The organism is Kineosporia sp. NBRC 101731 (genome assembly GCF_030269305.1).
In the GTDB taxonomy this organism is placed as follows: Bacteria; Actinomycetota; Actinomycetes; order Actinomycetales; family Kineosporiaceae; genus Kineosporia.
In genome coordinates this window covers 866,577-891,593 of record NZ_BSTC01000001.1, presented here as the reverse complement: position 1 = coordinate 891,593, position 25,017 = coordinate 866,577, and the positions used below count along the sequence as shown (strand labels likewise).

Here is a 25,017-nt window from a genome sequence, read left to right as displayed (position 1 = left end):
TCGGGCTGAGGTCCGGTGGTGTCCCAGTCACAGGAGGTGCACCGCACTCGGATCGGGTGATCGTTCGGTGAGGCCGGGGCCAAGGAGAACGTGACGCCGGCATCGGTGACGATCGCGCCGACCGCAGGAGTGATGCGCCAGCGTTCCGGCCACATCAGGGATGGGGGTGACGTATCGTCCCCGGCGTGAGGGACGCCGCGATCGATGCGCTGCAGGTCATCGGCATGATCGCCGTTCTTGCCGTCGGCGTCCTCCTGGTGCACGAGATCCCCGAGTCGGCCCGCAACGCGCTCTCGGCCCTGCTGCTGGTCTACGGGCTCTGCCTCATCAGCTGGAAGGTCTTCACCCGCGTGCGCCCCGCCAGGGCTCATCATGTCCGGACCAAGCTCAGCGGCGCAGTCACTTGGTGCGATGGCCAGTTGCGGGGCCGCTCCCGCGATGCTTCCCGCCACCGGCAGGGATGAGGGGACGTCCTGGCCGGGACCGGGCTGGGTGGCACTGGCGCTGTGGTTGGGGTCCGTAGGGCGCTGGAGGCGGGACCACCAGGCGGGGGCCGGGCTGGTCTGCCCGCTCGCCTCGGGGATGTGGCTGGGTTCTGGCATGGCCGTTCCTGAGGTGGCCGGGTTCTCGCTCACGCGTCGTCACCTTCATCGCGGGTCCAGAATCGGAAGGGATACGTGTCATCGCGGTCGATGACGTCCTGGACCTCGACCCGAACCGGCCCGTCAGTGGACGGGGTTGTCCAGTCGCGGTTTTCGGGTGCAGGCCAGCGCATCGCCATGTCGACGATGTCGTCATCGGACAGGTAGGAGAACCGCACCCGCACTGGCTCGTGGGCGCCGTCGACGTGGACGTAACCGATGCCGGGCAGGCTCGCCGGGATCAGATGACACGCCGCGCCCCGGTCAAGGGCGCCGTCCCCGAGGACCATGTCGACGTGGGAGTCCTCCGACAACCGCAGCGCGATCCGGTAGGTGAACAGGTCCCGGAACGGCAGCACTTCTTTGCGCGGGTCCTGCAACGCGGCTACCACACTAAATCCGACCGCGCGACCCTGGGAGAGCAGAATCTGCATCGCAGCAGCGACTTTGAGCTTGATGTCTTTGGGGGCGTAGGCGGTCAGGAACGCGAGTTCGTCGACGAGGATGACTTCCAGCGGGTCATCCGTAGAAGGGGTGAAGACGCGCAGGCCGGCGGCCTTGAGGCGGTGCTTGCGCTCGTTCATGTCCGCCACGGCCTGTTCCAGCAGGGCGAGCATGTCGCTCAGGTCTTCATCGGCGTACCGGCCGAACAGCGCGCGACCGGGGAACAGCTCCATCCCGCCCTTGGGATCCACGCCACGCAGCCGAACCGTTCCCGCGTTCACCGCTGGCGCCAGGGCCCGCACGATCGACCACACCGCCGAGCCCTTACCCGCCCCGGAAGCACCGGCGATCAGAACGTGACGGCCCAGAAGCCACAGCAGGAAAAGCTTTCCACTCTCGGCCAACGCCACCGGCAGAGCATCCAGAGACGGGACCACGGCGGGTTGCATCGGGGCGACCAGGCGCCGTAGCGGGTCTTGGGCGTAGAACAGCACCCGCACCGAGCCCGGAGCATCCTCGATCACGCTGCACCGGTGAGCGGCGTACACGTGCCGCAGCCCTTCGGCTTGTGCTGCCACATCGGCCGGCGTCTGACCATGCAGCAGGCGCAGGTGCAGCGTGTCGACCACTGGTGTCGAACGGACGCGGGTCACGGCCGGGACGTACACCTCACGGGTCGCTGTGGTGCGGGTCAGGCCAGTGCCGTCCATCGCCGGATGCCAGCGCCGCTGGTACTTCGTCCACCACCGCCACACACCCCGCGTCGGTTGAGCCACGGCGGTGTCGAAGGACGCCGGCCACCGGTAGGCCCAGATCAGGCCCATGGTGAGCCACCAGGTCAGCGCGGTCACCGCGACCAGTCGGCCGAGGTAGGCCCACAGGAGCAACAGCACGATCACCGGCAGAGACAGGCCCCAGTACGTCCGCATCTGGCGAACGATCCATGCGCACGATTTCGCCAGATGGCGGATGAGGAAGACCGGCACGGTGACCCACAGGGGGACGACATAGCGCTGACGGGTGGTCAGACCGGTTCCGGCCAGGTCTTCCACGCGGGTTCCGTTGACCAGCATCAGAGGGTGCTCCCATCCGTGGGATCGGCATCCGGGTTCAGGGCCGAGGTGATCGAGGTGGCCGAGGTGGCCGAGGTGGCCGGGGGCTGGAGATCGATGGCGGGTAGGCCGAGATCACGGCGCAAGTCGTGCAGGACCTCGCGCAGCAACGCCAGCCGCTGCCCGTCTGCCAGATACGCGGCTCCGTTGAGCAAGATTTCGGCGCGGCCGATGGCGTGGCAGGTGGCGAACAGGTCGCCCATGTGGCGAAGGTGCGCGTCCTGGCCACCGCAGCCGCCCCTCATGCGGCACCGCCGATGGTGTCGGTGTCCTGGCGGGTGAAGGACATGAACCGCCCGACCTCACCGCGCAGCGGCAGCGCGACCAGGTGCGCGCAGTCCGGGCACTGCCCGAAGTGCAGACGACCGACCGGGTGGACCTCGGTGCAGGTTCGGCAGGGCTTGGCCAACGGTCCGCGGTTCTTGGGTTTTCCACTGGTGGAACGCATCTGCGACGTCAACTCCCCAAAGTTTCAGCGTGTGATGGCGGTGGTGGGAAGGGCCCCCGGTCCGGGGTTGGACCGGACCGGGAGACCGTCAGACCCCGGGCGAGCGGGTCAGGCAGCGGAGGCCCGCTGGCGTCCCTGGGCGCGGAAACCTGCTGCCCGGTAGGCGATCGCGACTCGGGGCTTGGCCCGGTTGGAGTCCATGTACGGGATCACCTGCAAGCCCTCGAACTCCGCCGGGGCCATCAGGCCGGCCGGGGGAACCGGCTGCTGATCAGCGGCGATCTTCACCTTGATCTCGCGCCGTCCCTGCTGGGCGGTGGGGTCCAGCAGGCTCACGGCCCACAGGCGCATCCCGGTCTGCTTGTCCAGCTCCTGCGGGTCGACATTCCCTGCCTTGCGCTTGTCGAAGTCCTCCACCGGGTCGACCGAAAGAATCAGGATCGGCTGAGCGAAAACGTCCTCGTGACGAACATTGATGCGGCCCTCAACAGCCATTGTGGTGACTCCCGTTCTCGGTATTCAACCGCCCGCACCCGGCCATTCCCGATGAACGGCGAAGGTGCTTTCCCTGCGGTGTCAGCTCTGTCTGAACTGCGAGAACATCGTGAACCGGTTGGCAACCGCGCTTCAACGGTTATGCAAGCGGTACAATTCGCACGTACATATTTCCCATGCCATGTTCATATGAATCCAGTTCGAAAATATGCACCCTTGGCATGGGCTTCGAAAAAGGTCAGGAGGGCGCCAGGAAAAGGCTGGGAAGGCCGTTAAGATTTCGTGCATGGCTGAACGGGGATTGCCATCGGTGTACACGTCCCGAGGGCAGGTAGAGGGCGAGGACTGGCAGGCGGTCGCAGCAGCGGTCAACGCGCGGATGGCAGCGTTGAGGATCGGACAACAGGAACTGGTGCGCCTGTCAGGGGTTTCGGTCTCGACCGTGCGCCTGATCCAGCACGGATCCAGCCGGCGCGTGCAGAACAAGACCCTGGAGGCGCTGGCCCGCGCGCTGGACTGGCCCGAGGACCACCTGATCAAAATTCTGGTCGCGACCCCACCGGCAGTCCCGACCCCGTCACCGGCCGACGACCAGGTCGTGACCGTCCTGATGAGGATCGAGCACCAGTTGGCGCAGCTCAGCGACCGTTTGAGCCAGGTAGAGCAGCGGATGCCGCCCGGCGGCCGGTCCGAGTAGGACGCCGTTCAGCCGGCGAGAGAGTCACGAACACGACCCAGGGCGTGATGTGGGAGAACTTCACCGCGTCCACACCGGGCGCCTGTCGTAGAAGCGCGCGAGCTTCCTCACGCTGATTACGCGTCGGATCCAGAAAAGCGACCAGGGCGCTCTGGGACCCAGCAGCGCGGGGCAGCCATGCGGCCCGGCGAACGGTAATACCGTTGTGGCGCAACAAGATAACGAGAGCAACGACGTCCACAAAGCACCCCGCAGTGTTGGCCAAAATCAGGAAGCCCGCGCGGGCCTTCCCCGTCGTTGCCCGCGCGGGCAGTTCATGAGTGGGTGCGTGCCGGCTCGTCGCGCCCGGATCGGACCGACACGCACCCCGGCGTCCACCATCCAGCGGAGGGAGCCGGTGGGGATATGGACGCCGCCCCGGGTCCGCTCAGCGGCCGGGAGTCTTCTGCCTGGGTATCGCAGCTACCCCCAGGGACTTCCTCGTGCGAGTCCGACCGCGTCGGATGCGTTCAGGGTGCCCAGCCGATACGCCGGCCGAAGCCGGTATCCCGCCGATACATTCCCGCTGATCCGCCTCACGTGGTCGGGGCACGTCCTCCAGATTCACAGCTTCACTTCCTGTCGACTCTCTTCCTTGGAGCCGACCTCTCCCGAGGACCTGAGCGTCGACCCGGGAAAGGTCGGTAGTGCAAGCCTGCTTCGGCTGGTCAGGACCGGAAACGCACCTTTCGCCTATGCCAACCTGAGGTGACATCCGGACCGGCAACAGGCGCCCCGAGCGGTTGCCGAAAGCTTTCCGAGCGCCCGAGCGCTTGAAAACCGGCATACCCGTCATACAGGGTTGACTTGGGCACGGTAACCTTCCGGCTACCGATCGCAACGAAGCTGATAGGCCAGGCCAGCAAGGGGGAACGGTGGCAAAGCCCGGACGACTCGACTACCAGGTGGGCGACGACCTCCTTGCCCGGGCCGACTTCCAGACAGCCTGCCGCGAGCGTGACTTCGGCCACATCTTCCGCCTGATGCGGCAGTGGGACGGCGCCAGCCAAGACCGCATCGCCGCACCCGTCGACGGCCTCACCCAGTCCCGCGTCAGCCGGATCATGGCGAACAAGGACCGTGTCTCAACCGTCGACGTCATGGAACGCATCGCCGACGCCCTGCACATCCCCGGCAGCTTCCTCGGACTCGCACCGCGCAGGTGGGAGGCCCTGGAGGCCAACCGCACCACGACGTCCGCCCCGCATGCTGTTGCCACCCCGCCGAGCAACGGCCAGGTACTCGCGGCCCCCGTCGGTGAGCTGGTCGACCGGCGCCTGGACGTGACCCTCGATGTCGGTCCGGACGGTGGCGTCACGATTTCCCAGGTGCACCACCTGGAGAACCTCGGAGACACCCCGGTCACCGGGCTGACGCGTCAGATCTGGTTCAAGCACGTCACCGGGCCGCTGGAGGTCAAGGAGACCGACAGCAACCGCAACGTCTTCATCAAGACCATTCACGACGTCGGCGTGCAGGTGAAGTTCTCCTGTCAGATCTTCCCCGCGATCAACCCCGGCGAGACCGCGACCGTCGGCTACACCTGCAACGGCGGCAAGTTCGCCGATGAGTTGTACTGGCGCCAGACCGTTTTCCTGCCGACGGAGTCACTTCGGTTGCAGCTGAGGCTGAACGGGGTGGAAGCTCTGAGCGGTTGCACGGCGGTTGAAGAGCGTCTTGACGGCTCCGAGATCACGGCAGCCGAGAGTCTGTCCTTGGCGAACGAGGGGAATGCAACGGTGATCGACCTGAACCGCCGCGACCTGCGGTCCAACCAGAGCGTGACACTGCGATGGGATGTGCCCCGTGCGACTGCGTGACCAGGTCGAATCCCTCGTCCGCTCCTGGGGAGCCTACGAGGAATCACGCGGCGGCCGGCAGGTCATCGACTTCGACTGCGCCCCCACCAACGAACCCGTCAGGCCAGCCAGTAGCCGGATCGAGGTCCACGACCGCCTGACGTCCCTGAACCAGCAGGCCAAGGCCGACGGGGACACCCACGTCGAGCAGACCACCCGCGCCCACCTGGCCTACCTGTCCTGTGTGCTGGGAGAGCGTCCCGAGCTGGATGCCTACATGCGGGCGACCCAGGGATGCGGCACGGCCGGCTGGTCCGAGGACTACGTCGTGGAACTGGGTGAGCGGGCCCGCAACGCCTACGCCGACTTGGGCGTGAGCTGGGGCCCCAAGACCGCCGACGAGGTCTTCCAGCTCGAAACGCCGATGACGCTGGAGCGGGCAGCGACCCAGGTGCAGGTCCTGGCGGACGAGGCCGAACCCGCCGTGCGCGCGCTCACCGGGACGACGGCTACGTACACGGTGGACGTGCAGGTCGTGGACATCGACGACTACTGGTCATTCTGGGTCGACGGCTCCGGCCATCACTCACGGCTGCGGTTCAACCAGCGCACGGCCGTGTTCACCGAGGACGGCCTGCGGTTCTTCGCCCAGCACGAACTGTTGGGCCACGCGTTGCAGTGCTCCAGCTTCACCCAGACCGCCGAGAACGAAGACGTGGACTGGGTCCGCACGCTCACGGTGCACCTGCCCTACCAGAGCCTTCTGGAAGGTCTGGCGACCGCGTGGCCGATCTACACCGAGCCGGACAACAAGCCACTCATGGCCAAGGCCCGCCTCAACCACTACATGCACATCGTGCGCGGCGAGGTCCACCGCGCCATCAACGCAGAGCTCCCTCTGCGCGACATTGCCGAACACGTGCTGGCCCGGGCCCCGTGGCTCACGCTTGAGCAGGTGGGCAACCTGCTGTCCGACCGTGGCACCGAGCCGCTACTGCGCTCCTACCTGTGGTCGTACACGGCCGGCACGGACTGGTTCATGAACCTTGGTGACCACGCCGACGCCGAGACCATCAAGAAGGTCCTCAGCACCAGCTACCACCACCCGCTCACGCCGACCGAGCTTGCCGAACTATGGCCGGCCGGTCCGACCTTCGGCGGGGATGGCGCACCGATCGTGCTGCGCAGGCCCAACGCAGCCTGACACCAGTCGGCCGCACAGGAGGTCAGGAGGCCAGCGGTGCCTCCTGACCTCAGTCTTTGCTACTTACGTGAGGTTGCCGAATTACCGACGACCTCTCAGCCGCCAGACCTACCCGGGCCGCATGAACGGTCGTGCCTCACCAGAGCGGAGCGTCAACGAGTGCGCACCTGAACTGATGGCGAGCCCACGCCGGGCAGCTCCGCCGGGCATGCGGCACCTACGGCGCCGACCCGACGGGCCACCCGGCACGACGTCACCAGCAAGTGTCGCGCACTGCCGAATTACTCTCTTCTGGATCAAGAGGGGCAAATGCAACGATCGCCAGCAGTCTGATTTCGACTTCCTCTACCTATAGGTAGCTTATATTCTCCGTCCGCTTCGCGGTTCTTTGCGGCTTGATAGATGGTGAGAGGGTTCGGGTGAAGGTTCTAGGTTTGAAATGCGGCAGGGACAAGATCGCTTGGGCCGTTCTGGAAGGCGAGACACGGCTAAACGCTGTGCGTGTAGACCACGGGGTTGTTGAAGCCCCTAAAACGGCCGACCGTGGCGAGACTTTGGTCTGGGTTCGCCGAGAGGTTCACGAGATGCTGGAGCGCTGGTCGCCGGACAGGGTTTCCATGCGCCTAGCGGAATCTGTTGGCAAGGGAAATGTTGTGCCGCGAGCAGAGACCGAGGGTGTAGTAACGGAGGCTGTGACGAGTCGCGGAATCGTTTGCGACAGGCTGTATGGAGCCTCTGTGCGTGCCAAATTTTCAGCGAAGACCGCAGCAGCACTGACAGTCGCCCTAGAGCAAGTCCCTTGCATCGTCCAAACGCCGAGTACTCGCCGCGATCCGGTGATTGTTGCCGCTGCCGTCCTTCCCAAGGAGGATTCGTGACAGGATTTGAACGAATTCGGTATCTCGGTGGCGGCTACTTCGGAGAAGTTTGGCTTGAGCGAGATGAAGCACTGAACCGCCTATGCGCGGCCAAGTACCTCAAAAATGGCGAAGATTTGGGTGGGCGAAGTATCTTCGCAGAGGCTCAAGCTATGGCGCTTGCCGAACATCCGAACGTTGTTCAAGTATATTCCGCTGATCACGTCCTTGATGTACCTGTGATCAGAATGGAGTTTTTGCCGGACGGAAGCATCCACGATCGCTACGGAAAGTCCGCTCTCCCGGTTCGGGACGCCGTATCAGCCATCGAGGATGCGTGCCGTGGTCTTGAGTTCCTCCACAACCGGAACATGCTTCACCGCGATATCAAACCGGCGAATTTGATGCTGGCCCCCTCGGGAGCGATCAAAGTTTCTGACTTCGGTTTGGCATGTGGCAAGGAGCAGGTTTCCGAAGCGCCAATCGGTTACGTCACTCATCTGCCGCCCGAATCCGTGGCCGACCCTGGATACATCGACAGTGTTCAAGGCGATGTTTACGCAATGGGAGTTACGCTGCACCGTCTAGTAAACAGTGATGCAGTCATGGACACAGAGGCTTGGGGAGATAATCTTATAGACCTCATCCGGCTTGGCCGTTTTCCAGCGCGAGACAGTTATCTGCCGCACGTCCACGATCCACTTCGGAAGGTTATTAAAAAGGCCCTACATATTAATGCCGAACGACGCTACAAATCGCCTAGCGAATTGCGTCATGCTTTAGAAGCGACGCGACCCGTAGTGTCCTGGCAAGTTTTGGGCGAGGATACCTGGGATGGCACTAGCGCGGATGGGCAAAACTCCTGGCGCGCAAGGGTTTTTCCCAATAAGAAGGGGCGCAGTTCTTTCGGTTTGGATCGCCGCCGGGGGGACGGAAAATACAGAGCAATTCGCGGTGACTCTGCGGTATTTGACGAGCGATCTGAAGCGATCTCGCATGCCAGTATCGTGCTCGATCGAGTAGCCAGAACCGGAAAATAGCGTTTTAAGCGAGACTTCCTTGTGGAGCTATCCATTCGACTGACTGTTTAGTCACTGAAGCAATGAGGTCGAATTCTTTATCGTAGTGCAATAACGTCAGCGAATGAGCTTCTGCCGTAGCCGCGATGATTAGATCTGGCAGTTTGACGCGATGCGACGAGCGCTCGGCCAAAATACGCTGCACCTCTTGTGCTCGCTGCATACAACTTTCATCAGTGTCGACGTACTCGAAAATACTATTCCGCCAGTTCCAAATCTGCTCGTACTCTACCGGGCTACGTGCCGAAAATAAGGCTTCCAGATTGAGAACCGCGCACGTAGCCACGAGATAGCGGTCGATCAGCGGAGCGAGCCTGTCCTCAACTGGTTGGTGTCGAATGCGCGCATTTGCACTCGTGTCAGCCATGTACCGTGCGACTACCATGCATCATTCCGAATGCTCTCGTCTGGGTCTAATAAATTTGTCTTCATGAAATCAACGTATTCCTCCACCATCTTCCGCCTCACTGCCTCTTTGAGGGCTTGATTAACGGCGTCTCTCGGCCGGGCCACGCCGAGCATCTTTTGCGCCGCCGCAAGACTTTCACTGTCGATGTCATCAACAGTTGTACCTTTTTCGACCATAGCTAGTTCCCTCCGCTCACGGTTGCATCAATAGCTCGTTGGCTCGCCTCATGGGCCTGGCAGCGAGCACATGCTCCACCTCGTAGAAGAAAAATGCCATGTCGAATTACCAGCTTTGCAATAGATTTAGGGGCATATCGACGACACAAATCGCATGTAAATTCTTCAATCGCGTCGAATTTGGTGCCAGTTCGAAGTACCTCTTGCCGCTCCTGTTCCCAACACGCATCACACTTCCAGTCAGCGTGGGCAATAAAAGTGCTCCAGACCTGATCAGGATCACTTTCAAGGTGTTCGCACACAGGCACGGGAGGTGATAAGAGTTCGGCGATCCGTTGCTCGATTCGATCTCCGAACTCGGCAGCGTCTAGTTCGACGCCATTGCTCCCCGCATCTTCTCGAAGACGCTCACTAGCCGCCGCACTGGCAAGATCAAATTTCTCATCGTGTTTAGCCTGGCGATAGCCTTGAAGCATTTTCTTGGTAGACGCGTCATTTCCTGGACAAGTGATTCTGTGCGGAAAGAATAGGCCAGCAAGCGGGACGTCAAGAACCTCTGCCTCAATTTTAATGGCAAAGGTGGCTTCACAGTTCTCGCAAATCCCGCTGATCAACGCATCCCGCCGCAGTCGAAGGGCGAATTGCAGGGCTGTAGGTGCATCGGGAGGAACAATCGGAACCACAAGCATGACGCCATGCATCTTCCAGATTTCGTCATATCCGGAAGGGAGTACAGAGACGAAGGTCGGGCGCTCTCCGGCAGCGTACGCACCTGCCAGACTCGCCTTGACGTCCGCCATTGCCATGATCATCCCTGTCTCGAGGTTCACCGCACATCATCGCAGTTGGGACGCCGCCTGCACAGCGGCACTCGTCACAACGAACTGCTGCCCCACGGGCATAGAGGTAGAGCGCAGACTCATGGCAACCGATGTCCGATAGAAGCAGTAGTTGCTCACCTGGCACTGCTTCCCGGCCCACCTTCCGGTACCGCACCCTGACTCCCAATCAACCCCGCAGTCCTAGCGTGGTCCAGGTCTGCACTCCGTGCGGGCGCGGGCGGACTGAGCGGGCGGGGCGGGGTTGACTGCGAGCCTCCCAGGGCCGGTACCTACCTCCCACGGCGGAGCCAGCAAGAACAGCTGGCCCCACCGCAGGCCCACCACGGGAGGTCAAGGACATGACTCGGCGTCACGGAGGCAAGCGCTTCTGGTTCCCCATACTCCTGCTGCGGGATGCCCTCGGTCGGTTCGTGAGAGTCCGCCGGCCAATGGCACCGAAGCGCCTGAAGCCCCGGGTCTGTCGCCTCACCCTGCCGGTGTTCATCCAGCTCGAACTGGACCTGGCGTAACGGTCGGTCAGCCCGCAGGTAGCCAGCGCTCAGCGTTTACTCACATGATTCAACGCCAGACAACGCACAACGACGCGAGACGTCAGCAGGTTTAAACCGCCCCTGACCAGGGCAACGGCAACCAACTGCCACCATCCGGTGCCACTAACAACCCCGGATTTAGATCAGAAGGTTAGGAGTTCCAGGGTGAGGCCGGATGCTCGCGCTCAGCCGAGCCAAGTCATCTGAAGAGGAATGACGCGCCGCTGATCCTCCAGGATCAGATACACCAACAGTCCCTCGCCGTTCGGGCCGAAGAGCACCGACCGCATGTTTCGCTCAGGATGTTCCCGATTAAGCGGATCCCCGCTCCACGGCGTCAGCTCGAGCATCACTCTGACCTCGGCCAGCGAAACCAAGGCATCGACTGGCAGGGCTGCCATCTGTTCCTCGATCTCGGGCAGAACCTCGAGCCGGTACACCTACTGGCCCAGATCCCTCATCACGTCAGCCCACGGCCGCGTCGGCAGATCCTCACCCGCGTTCAGCCGCTCAGCCGTCCGCAGCATCCGCTGATACCCCTCGGGATCCCGTTCCGTCAGTAGCGCCACCCGCTCCCAGCGGGTCAGCATGTCCAGCACCGGCTTCAGATCCAGCGCTTCAGTGGCCTCAGCCATTACGCGCCGGTACTCCCGGTCGAAGTCGCCGGCCTCGGCAGGCAGCAGCCGATCACGGATCGATCGAGGAGCCAGACGCCCACCAAGGGGCAGGGCAGGATCCGATCCCGACGAAGCAGCCACAGACATACTCAACACGGTAGAACAGAGTGAGCGCACAGCGAAGCCATTGACGCTCTGTCACACCGGCAGGACTGATTCAGAACGCCGGACCGGGACACTTTAGGGACACAAAACAGCCCCAGACGACCGCCAACGACACCGACTGATGCCAGCATCACACCGGAGTATTAGCAGGTAAGAGCCATTATTCACCAAGAACCGCAAGATCCGCCCCAGTTTCCGCGGGTTCGGGGTTCGATCCCCCGGGGGCCCACCTAGCTTGACCTGCAAGAACGCCGTGGTTCGGTTGGCCTCAAGATCCTTGTGCGGCCAACGTGAGGCCCTGGTGAGGCTGATATTTCCTCGACGAAGCGCCCCCAGGAGACAAGTCCCTGCTTCAAGGTCGCGACCCCGTCTCCGGTTGCGACATCAAGCAGAGAGATGGGTGCGGAGCGAGGTCCGACAGGGTGCTGGAACCTCCGATGAGTGCTGCCAGTGCTTGGCCCACAGGTCTGCACTGTTCGGTGTTCGGTATTGACCGAACACCAAATCCGATGGGGACACCCACGTCGAGCAGATCACCCGCGCGCACCTGGCCTACCTGTCTGCTGAAGGTCAGCATTCAGGCACCCAGCGCCCGGCCGGTCTGATCAGGCGCGATTCCCCAACCTGTTCTGAGAAAACTGTTATGGGCTCGATGGGCGGACCGTCCTCTCTTGGACGTGTCATGTGACCCGCCGAAGTCTCAGAGCTCAAGAACTGGTCAAGGAGTTGCGTTGTCGATTTCGCATCGGCGTTCAGGGTCCCGGTTCGGTCTAGCCGCGCTAGTCGCGATTTTGCTGCTCGTCGCGCCGCTGCCGGCGCTGTCCGCGCAGGCATCCACCGATATCACTTCGGCCGTCAAGAGCAATCGGAACATCGTTCTCAGTGGGGATGCACTGGTGAGAGTGACCGGCACGGTGACGTACACCGGAAGCCTTTCTGGGTCCGGAACTCTCACCGTCGCGGGTTCGGGCACCCTCGTGCTTACCCAGGACAGCAGCTTCACCCGCCCGGGCAGCAAGGAGCGCCTCACGACCTATGACGGGGGCGCCCGAGGTGGAGCGCCGATGGTCCGTGCTGTCGATGTCGATCCACCGGCCGTGATCGTGCAGAAGGGCGCGACCCTGCAGTACGGGATCGGCTCAGGCACCGGGCAGATCGCCAACTATCAGACGCCGAACGGAGCCGGAGAGCGGTGGAACCTGCTCAACACCCGTGTCGACGGCACTCTGGAACTCAACATCAGCAGCCGGGTTCATCTCGGCAGACTCAGCGGGTCCGGCCTGGTGATCGCGCGGCGCGACATCTGGCCCGGAACGTCGCTGGCGGGGAGCAGTTCGTTCTCCGGCGCCTTCTACAACGGCACGGGATTCGACTACGGATCGGTCAATTGGAACACCGCTCTGCCGAACCTGCGCACCGTCGTCAACCAGGGTTCGGCGATCCACAGCGCGGCCGACGGTCAGCGGATCGTCGACCGCGCTGACTACTGGTCGCAGGCTTGGGGCAACGACATCAACTTCCATACCTGGGGCACGGGCGTGGTCCAGATGACCGGCGTCTACAGCTGGTCGGACAACAACTCCCTGATCAACCCGCGACTGAGCAAGTCATCCCTCAACACGGCTCTGGTGGCACACAACAACAATGCGCGGGGCCTGAATCTCGAAGGCGCCACCGTGGAGTTCGGTGACGGTACGACAAGCCGGTTCTTCCTGCCCGGCACGCTGGCGCAGGGTAGTTACATCAACCTGCACACCAGGCGCGCCCGCAGCAGGGTGATCCTCAACTACAACGGGCCGACCGTGGTCAACCTGCCGTTCTCAGGCGGCACGTTCCACGACACGCTGGCCGCAGTCGGAACCGGCGACATCGTCATCGCAGCCACGAAAGGGAACGCCGTCACGTTCACGGTCCCGCAGAACTACGACGGTAGTACCACCATCGGAAAGGGCGCCTCGCTGCGCCTGGGCAACGGAACCCCCGGTGAGGATTCCAGCCTGCTCGCCAGCAACCTCTACCAGGTGATCAACAACGGCACCTTCATCGTCGCGAACGCCAGGACGAAGCTCTCACTGTCCAAGGTGAGCGGCAGTGGCAGCTTCACCAAGAGTGGAGCCGCGGCCGTGACGCTGGTATCTCCCACGTATCAAGGAAAAACAACGCTTTCCAGGGGACGTCTGCAGCTGGTTTCGGGCACGCTGTCGCACAGCAGTTCGGTCCGGCTGACGAAGAAGACCACGCTGGACCTTTCCAAGGCCGGCGCCCAGACGCTCAAGAACCTGAGCGCGGCCCAGGGCAGCACGATCATCGCCGGTGGTGCACTCAACCTGCGCAGCTCTTCCACCGGCACGGTCCGGGCCGGCATCACCGGTGCCGGAACGGTGACGGCGACCGGCAAGGGCAACCTCGAGCTTCTGGGCGCCACCATCAGCGGCTCCCTCACCAACAACGGCAAGATCACGGCCTCGGCAGCCAAGGTCAAAGGCAGCTACCAGCAGACCGCGAGCGCCACACTGATCACGGGCGGGTTCGAGGTCACCGGACCAATCACCTTGGCCGGCAAGCTGTCGCTGGCTCCAGGGGCCAGCAAAAAGGCGATCACCCTGATCGACAACACCGGCACCGGCAAGATCACCGGCACCTTCGCCGGGCTCAAGCAGGGTGCCAAGCTGAATGGCCGGACGCTCAGTTACACCGGCGGCGACGGCAACGACGTCACGCTGTCAGCGACGACCACCCTTGCGGCCACGTCCTCAGGAACGTCCTCGCCCAGCACGGCCCCGGAGGCGAAGGCGAGCGTCATCAATTCGACTCTGACCAGTGCCGAAACCAAACCTCACGTGGGGTCTATCGGCAAGGGCGCTGCCGGTGCCATCGTGCTCCTGGCCCTGTTCCTGGTCCTGTTCCACCGTCGGGGCCGCCGTCGCCGTCCGAGCCACAACTGAAACGGTCAGGCCAGCTCCGGCCGACGGTCCCGCGCACCATAAGTCATCCGCCGACGCATCGCCCGGATGACCTATGACCGAACCCTTCACCCCTGGTACTCATCGGATACCAGCAGCGGTGCTGAGCCCTTCCGGGCCCAGCACCGTCCTCAGAGCTCAAGCCATGGTGATGTCGTCGACCTTGATGTTGACCGCGATGACCTTCAGGCCGTAGTTCTCCAGGGCCAGGGTGACCGAGGTGCGAACCGCGGTGGTGACGTCCGGAACGACCTCGTCCGCCTTGATGACCAGCACCACCGTCACGGTGGTCTCAATGCCGTTCACCGTGGCGTGAACACCCCGCGTGGCGTCGCCGGCCTCGGTCAGGCCGACCCGGTCCAGCACCGAGTCCAGGAAACGGGCGACGTCGCCGCCCAGCTCCGACACCCCGGGTACGGATCGGGCCGCGGCCGCCGCGATCTTCTCCACCACTTCGCGTTCAACCATGGTCACTCCAGTTCCTACTACTGCCGGCTCTCGTTCGGGCTCGGCCGCCGGAGCCACCTCGATCACGGCCGTGGCCGGTGTCTCGCTCTCGGCAGGCGTGCTCTGCTCGTCCATCCCAGCCCCATCGGTTCACAAGCTCATGGGCGTACCGGGCGGTACCCCGCAAGGAGCCTATAGAAGGCCATTCTGAACAAACCCGCTCACCTGGGACTTCGTCCAAAATTCTCAACGGAGTATTCACGCCGGTGCAGTGCTGCGCGAACGGAGGCACCTGATTCGAACCGGCGTCGACACCCAGATCGGCCAGTCATCGGTCGAGGCCACCACGGTGACGATCCGCTGATCCAGGAGGCGGTGGGGAACGACATTCCACACCGCCCTCGATGCACCGGAACGTAGAATTGTCCCGTGACATGCATAGTCGGCATCACGGACGGCCACACCGTCACCATCGGCGGCGACTCCGCAGGAAGCGACGGCTGGCACGTCGCGGTCCGGTCGGACACCAAGGTGTTCCAGGTCGGGCCCTACATCATGGGCTTCACCACCAGTTACCGGATGGGCCAGCTCCTGCGCTACTCGCTCGAGATCGGCGAACCCGACACCTGGGACGTCGACCGGTTCATGGCGACCACGTTCATCGACGCCGTCCGCCAGTGCCTGACCGACGGCGGCTATGCGAAAGCCGAAGACGGGCGCGAAGAAGGCGGGGATTTCCTGGTCGGGATCCACGGTCGGCTCTACGTCATCGGGTCCGACTACCAGGTCGGGCACACCATGGCCGGGTACTCGGCCGTCGGGTCCGGATACCTCGTCGCCCTGGGGTCCCTGCACTCCACCGCCACATCCCTGATCGACAGCCGCCAGCGCACGGTGATGGCGTTGGAGGCTGCTGTCGAACTGACCGATGGGGTGCGTCCGCCGTTCACCGTGTTGCAGGCGACCTGACGCAGACCGAGCCGCACCACACTGTCTGCCCTACATGGGTGAGATGTCGAAGTCCTGGATAGGTCGGACCCGACTGGTCCCGTCCTTGAGCGTGATCTTCACATCCGGGTTGGGCGGGCCGTTCCGTGTCGCCCGCTCCAGCAGACTGGCAGGCTTCCGCTCAGGCCACCAGGCAACGAAGTAACCGTTCTGGACAGTAGCCTCCGCATCGACGCCGCCAGCATCGAAAGTCACGCTGACCACGTCGTCCCCCATTTTCCCGGCCACCGCGTACAGGGTGCCCCCCTGAAGCTGTACGTCCAACACACTATTGGTGGCCAACCCATCGGCCACCGGCACTGCCGAAAGCTTTCCCGTCAACGATTGGCCCGTGAAACTTCCACCTGGGCCACTGGGTTCGGTCTCTGTCACGCAGAGCGACTCATACCCGTCCGGGGCTTCCAGATAGGCCAGCGCCAGCTTTCCCCTCATCTCCACCACCTGCGGCGAGTAGACACGCCGAATACCGTCCAGGGCATCGCCCACCATCCCCTGACAGTAGGTACCCCACTGCCGGGCCTCCGCCGGTGTGGCGGCACGGGCCTTCGTTGTCCACTCGGCGAACGCCGCATTCCCGCCCCCCAGCACCGGAGCCACCACCACACCCACTGCCGCGATGACAACTGCCATCGAATAACGAATTCTATGGCGCCGTTTCGGCAATATCCCGGCAGTACCCGGGACCTCTTGAGTCACCCGGAACAAGGTGGCGGCAGCCCGCGGCGAAGCAATCAGATCGTCGGTGACGTCGGCGGCGGCATCATGCTGGCGAAGCGTCCTCTCAAGGTTCATGACAGGCGTCCTTCCTTAACGGGAAAAGGGTTTGCAGAGCGATCAACAGGCTCGGGCAGCGACCGGAGATGAACCTTCAGGGCACGGCGAGCACGACTCAGCCGGATCCGGAAGGCCACTGGCGAGATGCTCAGCACGCCAGCAGCCTGTTGGGCACTCAGTCCCTCCCAGACTCTGAGGCTCAGGGCCTCCTGATGCACCGCGGCCAACTTCTGCCACGCCCGGATCAGGTCCACGGAGGTCGCGACCAGATCGTCGTGGGCAGTGGTCGTCGTGCTGTTCTCCGCAATCCGCACCGACAACGACTGCCCCCGGCTCTGCGCCCGGTACTCGGCCAGGAGTAACCGCCGGGTGATGCCGAAGAGCCAGGCCCGCGCCTCATCCAGTTCCTGCGGCAGGTCCCCAAGTCGCTGCCAGGCGATCACGAAGGCCTCGGCGACCACGTCCTCCGCGCGGTCGGGCGGATGTATTCGCCTGACCACGAACCTCACCAGGTCGGCGTACGTCTGCAGGTAGACGTCTCGGAACCACTCGTGGCTATCACTCACACGACTACATGTCTGCACAGGACGATTTGTTTCCGACGGATTTTGGTAGGACACCCACCCTCACCGAAGGCGCCGTTGGATCGGCGATCCATAGTTCCCTCCAGGCCGGTCGCTCGGCCACCGAATATCGGGATCAGGACTCCCACCTGCGCTTCATCCATTTTGTCGGTGGGCTCCGCTAGAAATTTGATCACCCGGAGGGGCCGGGCCACGGAAGGCAGGGGTTGTGGACGCAGGGGTTGTGGACAGAGACGAAGCCGGGCCGGTACGCAGCAGCACGTCACCGCAGGTGCCGCCGGTCAATCCACGCAAGCTGGCCAAGGTGCCGTTCCTCGAGCTGTCCGAGGGCAGGTTGCAGGGGGTTGTCTCCAGCGGGTCCGACATCGAGCGGGTCTACGTCTCGTCCGTCTCGTCCGGCGATCACGGTCTGAGCTGCTCCACCAACAACAACCGTCCGTGCGGCGGGCTGAGCGGTAGCTACGCCTGCAAGCACATCCAGGGTCTGCTGGCCGAGGCCGAGAAACAGTTCGGCACGGCCCGGGTGGCCCGGTACCTCACCATCGAAATTGCCGAGGGAGAAAGCCTGTTCAGCGGCCTGCACCCGACCAGCGCGCCCAGTCGAGCGGCCGAGGTGTTCAGCAGTTTCCTGCGGCACCTCGCTTATCTGGAAATCCCCGTCAGTACCGAGCCGCTGCCCGAGATGCAGTGGTTCCCGGCCGGGCCGGTGCCGAAGTGATGCTCAGCGAGGCTCTGTCCGACACACCCGAAGGGCTCCCCGAGGCGCTGGCACTGGTCGACGGGCTGGACGACGCACTGGTGCACGGCCTGGGCCGCCCCGACGAGACACATCTTCAGTCACTGACGAATATTGCTGCGGTGTTTGCTGGTTCGCCCCTCGCCGAACCGGTCGCCGAGTCGGTGGGCAAGATCGCGGCCGGTTCCGTCACCGACGATCACCTGCTGGCCCTGGCCGGGGCGCGGGTGGCGTTGCTGGGGTCGGTGCACGATGCGTTGCGGTCGGGTCTGGATACTGCTTTTGGACGCGTCTGCGCACCTTTCCCGGTCGCTGCGGCCGAGGTTTCGGTTCCCCCGGGAATCCGTTCCTGGCTGCGGGAACTGGCCATCACCGGCTGGCGCGGGGTGGACCACGAGATCGCGGCCTCCGGGGCCCGGGCCGTGCCCGGCCTTCTCGAAGACCCCCGGCAACGGCGGCTGGCCGTGCTGGTCGACGGCCTCGCGGCCGAGCTGATGGCAGGAGCTCCGGTGGCCACGCTCAGTCAGGTGCCGGCCCGGCGCTGGGCCGACCTGTGGAGCCGGGCTCTGACCATGTCCCACGCCGAGGCTCCGGCCGAACCGGTGAAGGGCCGGTTCCTGCCGCTGGGGGCGGATCTTCGCGAACATCCGACCGCCGTCCAGGTTCAGGTGCACGGTCTGCTCGAGGCCGGCGCGACGGTGCGCGTCGTGCGTGCCACCGTGACCGCGGCCAAGGTCGACACCATCACCGGGCCGTCGGTCTGGCGCATGTTCACGGGCGTGCCCGTGCTGCTGGGGGCGCTCGCCGGGCATCAGTCCGTCGAGGTCGACGGCATGCGGGTGACCGCCTCCGGCGACCTGCTGTGGGACGAGTCCCTCACCGCTGCCGGCGAGGCTGCGGATCCGTTCACGACGGCCCGGGTCCAGCTCAGCGGTGCCGTCGGGTCATCGCCGGCTCCGCTCGACCGGCATCCGGCAGCGATCTCCGAACCCGTCCTTCTGGAGGGCTACTCGCTGTCAGGCGAGAATCTGGACCTGGGCGGTGCCGTCGTCGGCATCGATCCCCTGCCCTCCGCCGGCCCACTGACCCCCGCACTGGTCTCGTCATCGTCCGCCTGCATCGGGCTGCTGCGATGGGACGCCGGGCGCTGGTTCCTGCGTCCGCTCGCGGTGCAGGCCACGGTGCGCAAGAAGGCCGTGGCGGTGCATACCGGCGACTGGGCGCTCGGCCCGACCGAGGCCAAGGCTGCCAAGGCCGAGGCCGCTGCCGGGGTCGCGGTCGAGGTGCTGCGGGAGCGAGCGGGAAGGCTGCTGCGGAAATGACCGACCCCCAAGCCCTCGACCCAGCCGCCGAGAACCGGCGCCAGGTGCTCTACTGGCGCCTTCTGGCCAGGCTTTTCGATCCTGAGGAGCAGCGATCCCTGGAGACCGCGAGCTTCGCGGTCGTCGATGAACTCGGCCTGCCGGCCGCCGTGCTCGACCCGGCCATCTCGGTCGACAGCCTGGTGCAGCGGTTTCCTGACCTGGCCGCCGATTTCGACGGGTTGCTGACACCGGGCCCGGCCGATACCGGCGAAGACAGGGTGATCGGCGTCGATCCTGCCGCCCCTGCCGCCCCTGCCGCCCCTGCCGCCCCTGCCGCCCCTGCCGCCCCTGCCGCCGGCAACCCCAGCACATCTGATGCAAATTCCACCGCCACCTCTACATCTCCTCCCCCGGGGCGAAGTGACGAGGTGCGCCGGGCCGCGCTGGTCTCGAAGTTGCTGCTCAACGTGTTCGCGACCGGGAACGGTGAGGTCACGGCCGGGCAGTTGTCCCGGTGGCAGGCCGACGCGGGGTGGTTCGAGCGGGCCTGCGGGCTCGAGCCGGGTGGGTTGCGGGGTAAGGGCAAGGGTCGCGGCCATGGGGCGGGACCGGGCGCCGGCAATCACGCCGGCAACGGCTTCGGCACGGCTCCGGGTCAGCTGGACAAGCTGGCTCCGGTGCTCGCGAACATCGAGGGCGATCTGGTGCGCCGCATGCACCTGCGCGAGGTGCTGGCCGACAGTCGCCTGGCCCAGCAGCTCACGCCGAGCATGTCGCTGATCGAGCAGTTGCTGCGCGACAAGGACAACCTCGACGGCGTGGCGCTGGCCAACGCCAAGGCCCTGATCCGGCAGTTCGTCGACCAGGTGGCCGAGGTGCTGAAGACCCAGGTGGCACAGGCGAGTACCGGAAAGATCGACCGCTCGGTGCCGCCGAAGCGGGTCTTCCGCAACCTCGATCTGAACCGCACGATCTGGAAGAACCTGCCGAACTGGAACCCCGACGACGAGAAGCTCTACGTCGACAAGCTGTTCTACCGGCAGACGGCCAAGCGCATCGAGCCGGCCCGGCTGATCGTGGTGGTCGACCAGTCCGGGTCGATGGTCGACGCGATGGTCAACTGCACCATCCTGGCCTCGATCTTCACCGGGCTGCCGAAGGTCGATGTGCACCTGGTCGCCTACGACACGCGGGCCCTCGACCTCACACCGTGGGTGCACGACCCGTTCGAGGTGCTGCTGCGCACCCAGCTCGGCGGCGGCACGGACGGACGGGCCGCGCTGGAACTGACCCGCCCGAAGATCGCTGACGCCCGCAACACCGTCGTGGTCTGGATCTCCGACTTCTACGAGTGGCAGGAGAAGGAGGTCTTCACCGGGCTGGAGGCGCTGCACAAGTCGGGGGTGAAGCTGATCCCGGTCGGGTCGGTCTCCAGTGGTGGCCAGCAGAGCGTGAATCCCTGGTTCCGTCAGCGGTTCAAAGATCAGGGCACGCCGGTGCTCTCCGGCCATGTGCGCAAGCTGGTGACCGAGCTGAAGAACTTCCTGAGCTGATCCTCGTTCACTGTTCCTAAAATACTTATCTGACTTGGAGTTTCCCATGAGTGACATCCTGCGCGCCCCCGCCGAGGTCAAGTACGCCGAGGAGCTCGACTGGCTGGAGTCGGTCGACACCGGGTCGAAGCCGTTCTCGTGGCGTCTGAGCCCGAAGATGGTGCGCACGTTCGTACTCGGCTCGGAGCCGGCCGACGGTCTCGACCGGGAGATCACCCAGAAGTGGTTCGGTGACCGCAGCATCGTCGAGCGGGCGATCGTCACGCTGGCCTCCGACCGGGGTCTGCTGCTGATCGGCGATCCGGGTACGGGCAAGAGCTGGCTGGCCGAGCTTCTGGCCGCCGCGATCAGCCGTAACTCCACGCTGGTCGTACAGGGCACCGCCGGCACCACCGAAGACCACATCAAGTACTCGTGGAACGTCTCGATGGTCATCGCGAAGGGCCAGTCGCGTGACTCGATGATCCCCTCGCCGATCATGACCGCCATGGAGGGTGGCGTGATCGGCCGCTTCGAGGAGCTCACCCGGTCCACGAGCGACGTGCAAGACGCACTGATCTCGATCCTTTCCGAGAAGTACGTGTCCATCCCCGAGCTCGACGACAACAACATCGTCTTCGCCAAGCCCGGCTTCTCCGTGATCGCCACGGCCAACAGTCGCGACCGGGGTGTGAACGACCTGTCGTCGGCCCTCAAGCGCCGCTTCAACTTCGTCCGTATCCCGGTGGTCACGAACAAGAAGAGCGAGGCGGAGATCGTCCGGTTCCGCACCGAGGAGCTGCTGCGGCGGCACGCGATCGACCTGGAGGTCCCGCCCACGTTGCTCGACGTGCTGCTGCAGAGCTTCGCCGATCTACGCACCGCGTCGGCCGCGGCGACCAGTGACGACGAGAAGCTCGAATCGGCGCTGTCCACGGCCGAGCAGATCGGTGTGCTCGAGGATGCCGTGCTGCACAGCACCTTCTTCGGGGAGCGTGAGCTCACCTCGCAGACACTGGCCAGTTCGCTGGTCGGGTCGCTCGCTCGCCGTAGCCCCGAAGACCTGGCCATCCTCAGCACCTACTGGCACGGCGTGATCGAGCCCCGCAGCCAGAACGAGGGCGGCGAATGGACCGGCTTCCTCGAGGGTGGCCGCCAGGCAATCTCGGTGCTGTCGTGAGCCAGGTCTTCGAGCCCCTTCGGCAGCAGCTCCTCGACGCTGCCTCCACCTTCACCGACGGTCCGGCCGCGCTGCCCGAGATCCTGGCCGGCCTGGTAGACGATGTGGACCACTCCCTGGCCGAACCACTGGAGATCTTCCCGGTCTGCCACCACTCGCCGGCCTCGGCGCTGGCGATGGGTCGTCGGCTGCGGGAGAAGCAGCCGAAGGTGATCTACCTGGAGCTGTGTGAAGACCTCCAACCGCTGCTGACCGAGCTGCGCAATTGCCGACTGCCCGTGGCCTTGCAGGCGTTCGCGTCCGAGCTGGAAGGTTTCCCCGCGACGTGGGGCCCGCTCAGCGTGGTCGCACCGGTCACGGAAGCCTCGGCCGAGTACCAGGCGATTGCCTACGCCCTCGAGACGCCCGGTGTAGAGCTGGTTCTGGTCGACCGGTCGGCAGACCACGTCTTCCAGTGGGCGCCCGACGAACCGGCTGAGGAAGAGCGGGAAGAACCGGAAGACGATCTGCACGGTGACGCCGTCGGCGTCGAGATCGGCGATCTACGGCCCCGGTTCGCCGAACTGGAGCAGCACCTGCTGCATCACGGCCGGGTCCGGCACTGGTCGGAGTGGTGGGACCAGTACGTGGAGCAGCCCTTGGTGGGTGCCGACCACGACACCTACCGCCAGGTGATGACGCTGGTCGGCAGCCTGTTCCGGCGGCTGACCCCGGCCGGTACCCGGCGGCTGGAGTCCGACGAGGAACGCGAGCGGTTCATGTGGACCCGCATCCGCTCCCATCTGGCGCAGTCCGGGGTCGAGCGGGAAGACTGCCTGTACGTGTGCGGGGCCTTCCACGCGGTCAGCCGGGTGGCGGAGGCCGGGTCGCAGCCGGGCACACCCGATCTGAAGATCACGCCACGCTCCGGCACCACCTGGCTGTACGGCCTCATCCCGTCCAGCCACTCGGCCATCGAGGCGCAGTTCGGCCTGGCCCCGGGCTCGGTGTCCATCGCGGCGGCCACCTGGGAGAAAGGCCTGAACCGGTCAGGCCTGAAGCCATTCCGCCTTCAGGGGCAGAAGGGCACACGCCGCCGGGCCACGAAGGCTCTGCCCCCGGCGGTGGCTCAGGAACCGGCCACCGACCGGCTCACCGACTATCTGGCCGCTCCCGCGGCGCTCGGTGGGCTCGATGACGAGGAGTTGCGCGGTTGGTGCGTCGATCTGGTCCGCCTGGCCCGGCGTAACGGATATCTGGCGAGCACGGCCGACGCCATCGCCGTCTACGAGACATCGGTGCTGTTGGCGAGTATGCGGGGCCGGGCTCGGCCCACCCCGTACGACTTCCAGGACGCCGCGGTCACCTGCATCGAGAAGGACGTGGTGCCCGGCCGCCGCGACGTCCGCCGACTCTGCGAGATCCTGCTCGGCGGCGACAAGGTCGGTCAGGTCGGCTACGAGGCGCTGCCTCCGCTGGCCAAAGACGTTCACGACCGTCTGGATCCGCTGGGGCTCGACCTCCAGGCCCGGAAGATCCGCCGGGCCCTGATCGACCTGGTGGCGAACCCGGAGCTGGCGGGTTGCTCCCGGTTGCTGTGGCGGTTGCAATACCTATTGCCGGGCCACGCGGTGCGCACGGTGATGGGGTCACGGCGGCTCGGCGAGAAGTCCGTGCAGGAGAGCTGGGATCTAGATCTGGGCCGCCACCAGCGCACCCTGATCGAGCTCGGCTACGAGGGGGTCACGGTCGAGCAGGTGCTGGAGCAGCGACTGCGCCGCGCCGTGCGAGACCCGAAGGCCACCTCGGCCGACGCACTTGACGCGGTGGAAGACTCCCTGCGGCTGCTGGACAGCCCTCGGCTCAGTGACGAGCTCGGTATCCGGGCGGTCGAGCTGCTGGCAGCCGAACGCACCGTGGACGATGCCCCGCTGGTCCTGGCCCGCATCCGCCGCCTGATCGCCTACTTCGAGAGCCCTGCCCATCCCGGCGGATCCCTGCCGGGATGGTGCGAGCAGTTCGTCAAGGCCGGATACGCGCACTACTGCACGTTGCTGCCCATGTCGTTCGCTGACGAGGAGACCGGGGTGCGGCAGGTCGCCGCGATGCTGGGCTTCCTGTTCAGCATGGAAGGACTGGCCCTGAGTCTCGGCTGCGAGCGCACGCAGCTGGAGCTGGCCGTGCAGCAGTCCGTTCCGCACGGCCCGGCGAAGACGGCGCTGTTCTGGGCGGCCCGCCACCAGCTGGGCGACCTGGCCGTGGGCGACCTACGTCGCCACTGTGACGAGTTGCTGGCCAACCCGCTCGTGGTGCCCAGTTTCCCGCAGTACGTCAGCGGTTTCGTGCATGCTCTGGAGCCGGTGCCGAGGCTGGCCCCGTTCGTCGTCGAGACCCTCTCCAAGGCTTTCGCTCGCCTCCCCGATCCGGTGCTCCTGCCCTGGCTGCCGACGCTGATCACCACGCTGAAGCAAGACTCGCCGGAGCTGGTGCCGGTGCTGACCCGCGAGGCAGGCCGTACCTTCCCCGGCACACTGTCTGAGCTCGACACCTGGACAGCGCCGTGGAACCGCTCGGCCCAGAAGACCACCGTGCTCACGCAACAGCCGGCACCGGTTGCCTCGGCAGCCCGTCGACTGCTCGACGCCCATCCCTTCACAGCACTCGGAGTAGCCGCCCTCCTGGGACGGCCTGGCGAGTGGTCGGCAACCCCGGCGGCAGATGCCCCGGAACCGGCATCGGCCGCTATCGGACTGGCCAAGAAGCTCAGGGAAACCCACCCCGAGAGCACGAACGCCATGGCGTCCCTGATCGGAGGATGACAACGCTCCAGCCGGTCTGACGTCACCGCCACGCCCTGATGACGCCATCTACCGGCCGGAAGGGGCGTGGCGGATCCAGGCCATGACCGCTGAGAATGATGTATTGGCAGCGGCTTGACCACGAGTCCACGGAACCG

General features: G+C 64.9%; 24 protein-coding genes. 12 read left to right on the top strand and 12 right to left on the bottom strand.

Features of this window, described 5'->3' with window-relative positions; translation table 11 throughout:
* The first annotated feature begins 185 nt into the window (after window positions 1-185).
* On the top strand, window positions 186-464 hold the full coding sequence (locus tag QSK05_RS03885; protein WP_285593978.1) for a hypothetical protein: 279 nt from the start codon (window positions 186-188) through the stop codon (window positions 462-464).
* Window positions 465-631: 167 nt separating this feature from the next.
* On the opposite strand, the gene QSK05_RS03880 is transcribed toward QSK05_RS03885, so the two are convergent.
* The 4 genes from QSK05_RS03880 to QSK05_RS03865 form a co-directional block, all read right to left on the bottom strand.
* Window positions 632-2,158 (bottom strand): FtsK/SpoIIIE domain-containing protein, encoded by a 1,527-nt coding sequence (locus tag QSK05_RS03880; RefSeq protein WP_285593977.1) that lies wholly within the window; start codon window positions 2,156-2,158, stop codon window positions 632-634.
* Entirely contained in the window at window positions 2,158-2,400 is a 243-nt protein-coding gene (locus QSK05_RS03875; protein WP_285593974.1) for a hypothetical protein, read from the bottom strand. Before QSK05_RS03875 ends, QSK05_RS03880 begins: the two co-directional genes overlap by 1 nt.
* 38 nt (window positions 2,401-2,438) lie before the next feature.
* Window positions 2,439-2,645: a hypothetical protein gene (locus QSK05_RS03870; RefSeq protein WP_285593973.1), complete on the bottom strand. Its 207-nt coding sequence runs from the start codon at window positions 2,643-2,645 to the stop codon at window positions 2,439-2,441.
* Between the two features lie 108 nt (window positions 2,646-2,753).
* Window positions 2,754-3,140: a hypothetical protein gene (locus tag QSK05_RS03865; protein WP_285593972.1), complete on the bottom strand. Its 387-nt coding sequence runs from the start codon at window positions 3,138-3,140 to the stop codon at window positions 2,754-2,756.
* Window positions 3,141-3,426: 286 nt separating this feature from the next.
* Between QSK05_RS03865 and QSK05_RS03860 the strand changes: the two genes are divergently transcribed.
* The 4 genes from QSK05_RS03860 to QSK05_RS03845 all read left to right on the top strand — a co-directional run bounded on the left by QSK05_RS03860 (window position 3,427) and on the right by QSK05_RS03845 (window position 8,776).
* Complete coding sequence (locus QSK05_RS03860) at window positions 3,427-3,837, top strand: helix-turn-helix domain-containing protein (protein WP_285593968.1); 411 nt, start codon at window positions 3,427-3,429, stop codon at window positions 3,835-3,837.
* Window positions 3,838-4,751: 914 nt separating this feature from the next.
* Window positions 4,752-5,696 (top strand): helix-turn-helix domain-containing protein, encoded by a 945-nt coding sequence (locus QSK05_RS03855; RefSeq protein ID WP_285593966.1) that lies wholly within the window; start codon window positions 4,752-4,754, stop codon window positions 5,694-5,696.
* A complete protein-coding gene (locus QSK05_RS03850; RefSeq protein ID WP_285593964.1) occupies window positions 5,683-6,879 on the top strand; it encodes a hypothetical protein in 1,197 nt (398 codons plus the stop codon). Before QSK05_RS03855 ends, QSK05_RS03850 begins: the two co-directional genes overlap by 14 nt.
* Window positions 6,880-7,753: 874 nt before the next feature.
* On the top strand, window positions 7,754-8,776 hold the full coding sequence (locus QSK05_RS03845; RefSeq protein ID WP_285593962.1) for a serine/threonine-protein kinase: 1,023 nt from the start codon (window positions 7,754-7,756) through the stop codon (window positions 8,774-8,776).
* 4 nt (window positions 8,777-8,780) lie between these two features.
* Here the strand turns inward: QSK05_RS03845 and QSK05_RS03840 are convergent, their stop codons facing one another.
* The 5 genes from QSK05_RS03840 to QSK05_RS03820 all read right to left on the bottom strand — a co-directional run bounded on the left by QSK05_RS03840 (window position 8,781) and on the right by QSK05_RS03820 (window position 11,530).
* Window positions 8,781-9,182 carry a PIN domain nuclease gene (locus QSK05_RS03840; RefSeq protein ID WP_285593960.1) on the bottom strand — a complete coding sequence of 134 codons (402 nt, stop codon included), beginning with the start codon at window positions 9,180-9,182 and terminating at the stop codon, window positions 8,781-8,783.
* Between the two features lie 11 nt (window positions 9,183-9,193).
* Window positions 9,194-9,400: a type II toxin-antitoxin system VapB family antitoxin gene (locus QSK05_RS03835; protein WP_285593958.1), complete on the bottom strand. Its 207-nt coding sequence runs from the start codon at window positions 9,398-9,400 to the stop codon at window positions 9,194-9,196.
* 2 nt (window positions 9,401-9,402) lie between these two features.
* Window positions 9,403-10,230 carry a hypothetical protein gene (locus QSK05_RS03830; protein ID WP_285593957.1) on the bottom strand — a complete coding sequence of 276 codons (828 nt, stop codon included), beginning with the start codon at window positions 10,228-10,230 and terminating at the stop codon, window positions 9,403-9,405.
* Between the two features lie 727 nt (window positions 10,231-10,957).
* The gene (locus QSK05_RS03825; protein ID WP_285593954.1) at window positions 10,958-11,212 is read right to left on the bottom strand and encodes a hypothetical protein; all 255 of its coding nucleotides are present in this window, start codon (window positions 11,210-11,212) and stop codon (window positions 10,958-10,960) included.
* Window positions 11,213-11,530 carry a DUF6247 family protein gene (locus QSK05_RS03820; RefSeq protein ID WP_285593952.1) on the bottom strand — a complete coding sequence of 106 codons (318 nt, stop codon included), beginning with the start codon at window positions 11,528-11,530 and terminating at the stop codon, window positions 11,213-11,215.
* Between the two features lie 920 nt (window positions 11,531-12,450).
* Here QSK05_RS03820 and QSK05_RS03815 point away from each other — a divergent pair.
* Window positions 12,451-14,499: a hypothetical protein gene (locus QSK05_RS03815; protein ID WP_285593950.1), complete on the top strand. Its 2,049-nt coding sequence runs from the start codon at window positions 12,451-12,453 to the stop codon at window positions 14,497-14,499.
* A 156-nt stretch (window positions 14,500-14,655) separates the two neighbouring features.
* Here the strand turns inward: QSK05_RS03815 and QSK05_RS03810 are convergent, their stop codons facing one another.
* A complete protein-coding gene (locus QSK05_RS03810; protein ID WP_285593948.1) occupies window positions 14,656-15,099 on the bottom strand; it encodes an Asp23/Gls24 family envelope stress response protein in 444 nt (147 codons plus the stop codon).
* 294 nt (window positions 15,100-15,393) lie between these two features.
* Between QSK05_RS03810 and QSK05_RS03805 the strand changes: the two genes are divergently transcribed.
* Window positions 15,394-15,933, top strand: a complete 540-nt coding sequence (locus tag QSK05_RS03805) for a hypothetical protein (RefSeq protein ID WP_231482960.1) — start codon at window positions 15,394-15,396, stop codon at window positions 15,931-15,933.
* A gap of 30 nt (window positions 15,934-15,963) precedes the next feature.
* Here the strand turns inward: QSK05_RS03805 and QSK05_RS03800 are convergent, their stop codons facing one another.
* Together QSK05_RS03800 and QSK05_RS03795 are read right to left on the bottom strand one after the other, a co-directional pair.
* Window positions 15,964-16,764 (bottom strand): hypothetical protein, encoded by an 801-nt coding sequence (locus QSK05_RS03800; protein WP_285593942.1) that lies wholly within the window; start codon window positions 16,762-16,764, stop codon window positions 15,964-15,966.
* On the bottom strand, window positions 16,761-17,366 hold the full coding sequence (locus QSK05_RS03795) for an RNA polymerase sigma factor (RefSeq protein WP_285593940.1): 606 nt from the start codon (window positions 17,364-17,366) through the stop codon (window positions 16,761-16,763). Before QSK05_RS03795 ends, QSK05_RS03800 begins: the two co-directional genes overlap by 4 nt.
* A gap of 187 nt (window positions 17,367-17,553) precedes the next feature.
* On the opposite strand from QSK05_RS03795, the gene QSK05_RS03790 reads away from it, so the two are divergent.
* From QSK05_RS03790 to QSK05_RS03770, 5 genes are read left to right on the top strand one after another with little or no spacing between them, the layout of a single operon-like run.
* Window positions 17,554-18,048, top strand: coding sequence for a hypothetical protein (locus tag QSK05_RS03790; protein WP_285593938.1), 495 nt, complete (start codon window positions 17,554-17,556; stop codon window positions 18,046-18,048).
* Complete coding sequence (locus QSK05_RS03785; protein WP_285593936.1) at window positions 18,048-19,388, top strand: hypothetical protein; 1,341 nt, start codon at window positions 18,048-18,050, stop codon at window positions 19,386-19,388. Before QSK05_RS03790 ends, QSK05_RS03785 begins: the two co-directional genes overlap by 1 nt.
* A complete protein-coding gene (locus QSK05_RS03780) occupies window positions 19,385-20,923 on the top strand; it encodes a vWA domain-containing protein (RefSeq protein ID WP_285593935.1) in 1,539 nt (512 codons plus the stop codon). The genes QSK05_RS03785 and QSK05_RS03780 overlap by 4 nt, the downstream gene beginning before the upstream one ends.
* A gap of 46 nt (window positions 20,924-20,969) precedes the next feature.
* Window positions 20,970-22,082: an ATP-binding protein gene (locus tag QSK05_RS03775; protein WP_285593933.1), complete on the top strand. Its 1,113-nt coding sequence runs from the start codon at window positions 20,970-20,972 to the stop codon at window positions 22,080-22,082.
* Window positions 22,031-24,880: a DUF5682 family protein gene (locus tag QSK05_RS03770; RefSeq protein ID WP_502879709.1), complete on the top strand. Its 2,850-nt coding sequence runs from the start codon at window positions 22,031-22,033 to the stop codon at window positions 24,878-24,880. The genes QSK05_RS03775 and QSK05_RS03770 overlap by 52 nt, the downstream gene beginning before the upstream one ends.
* The last annotated feature ends 137 nt before the right edge of the window (window positions 24,881-25,017 follow it).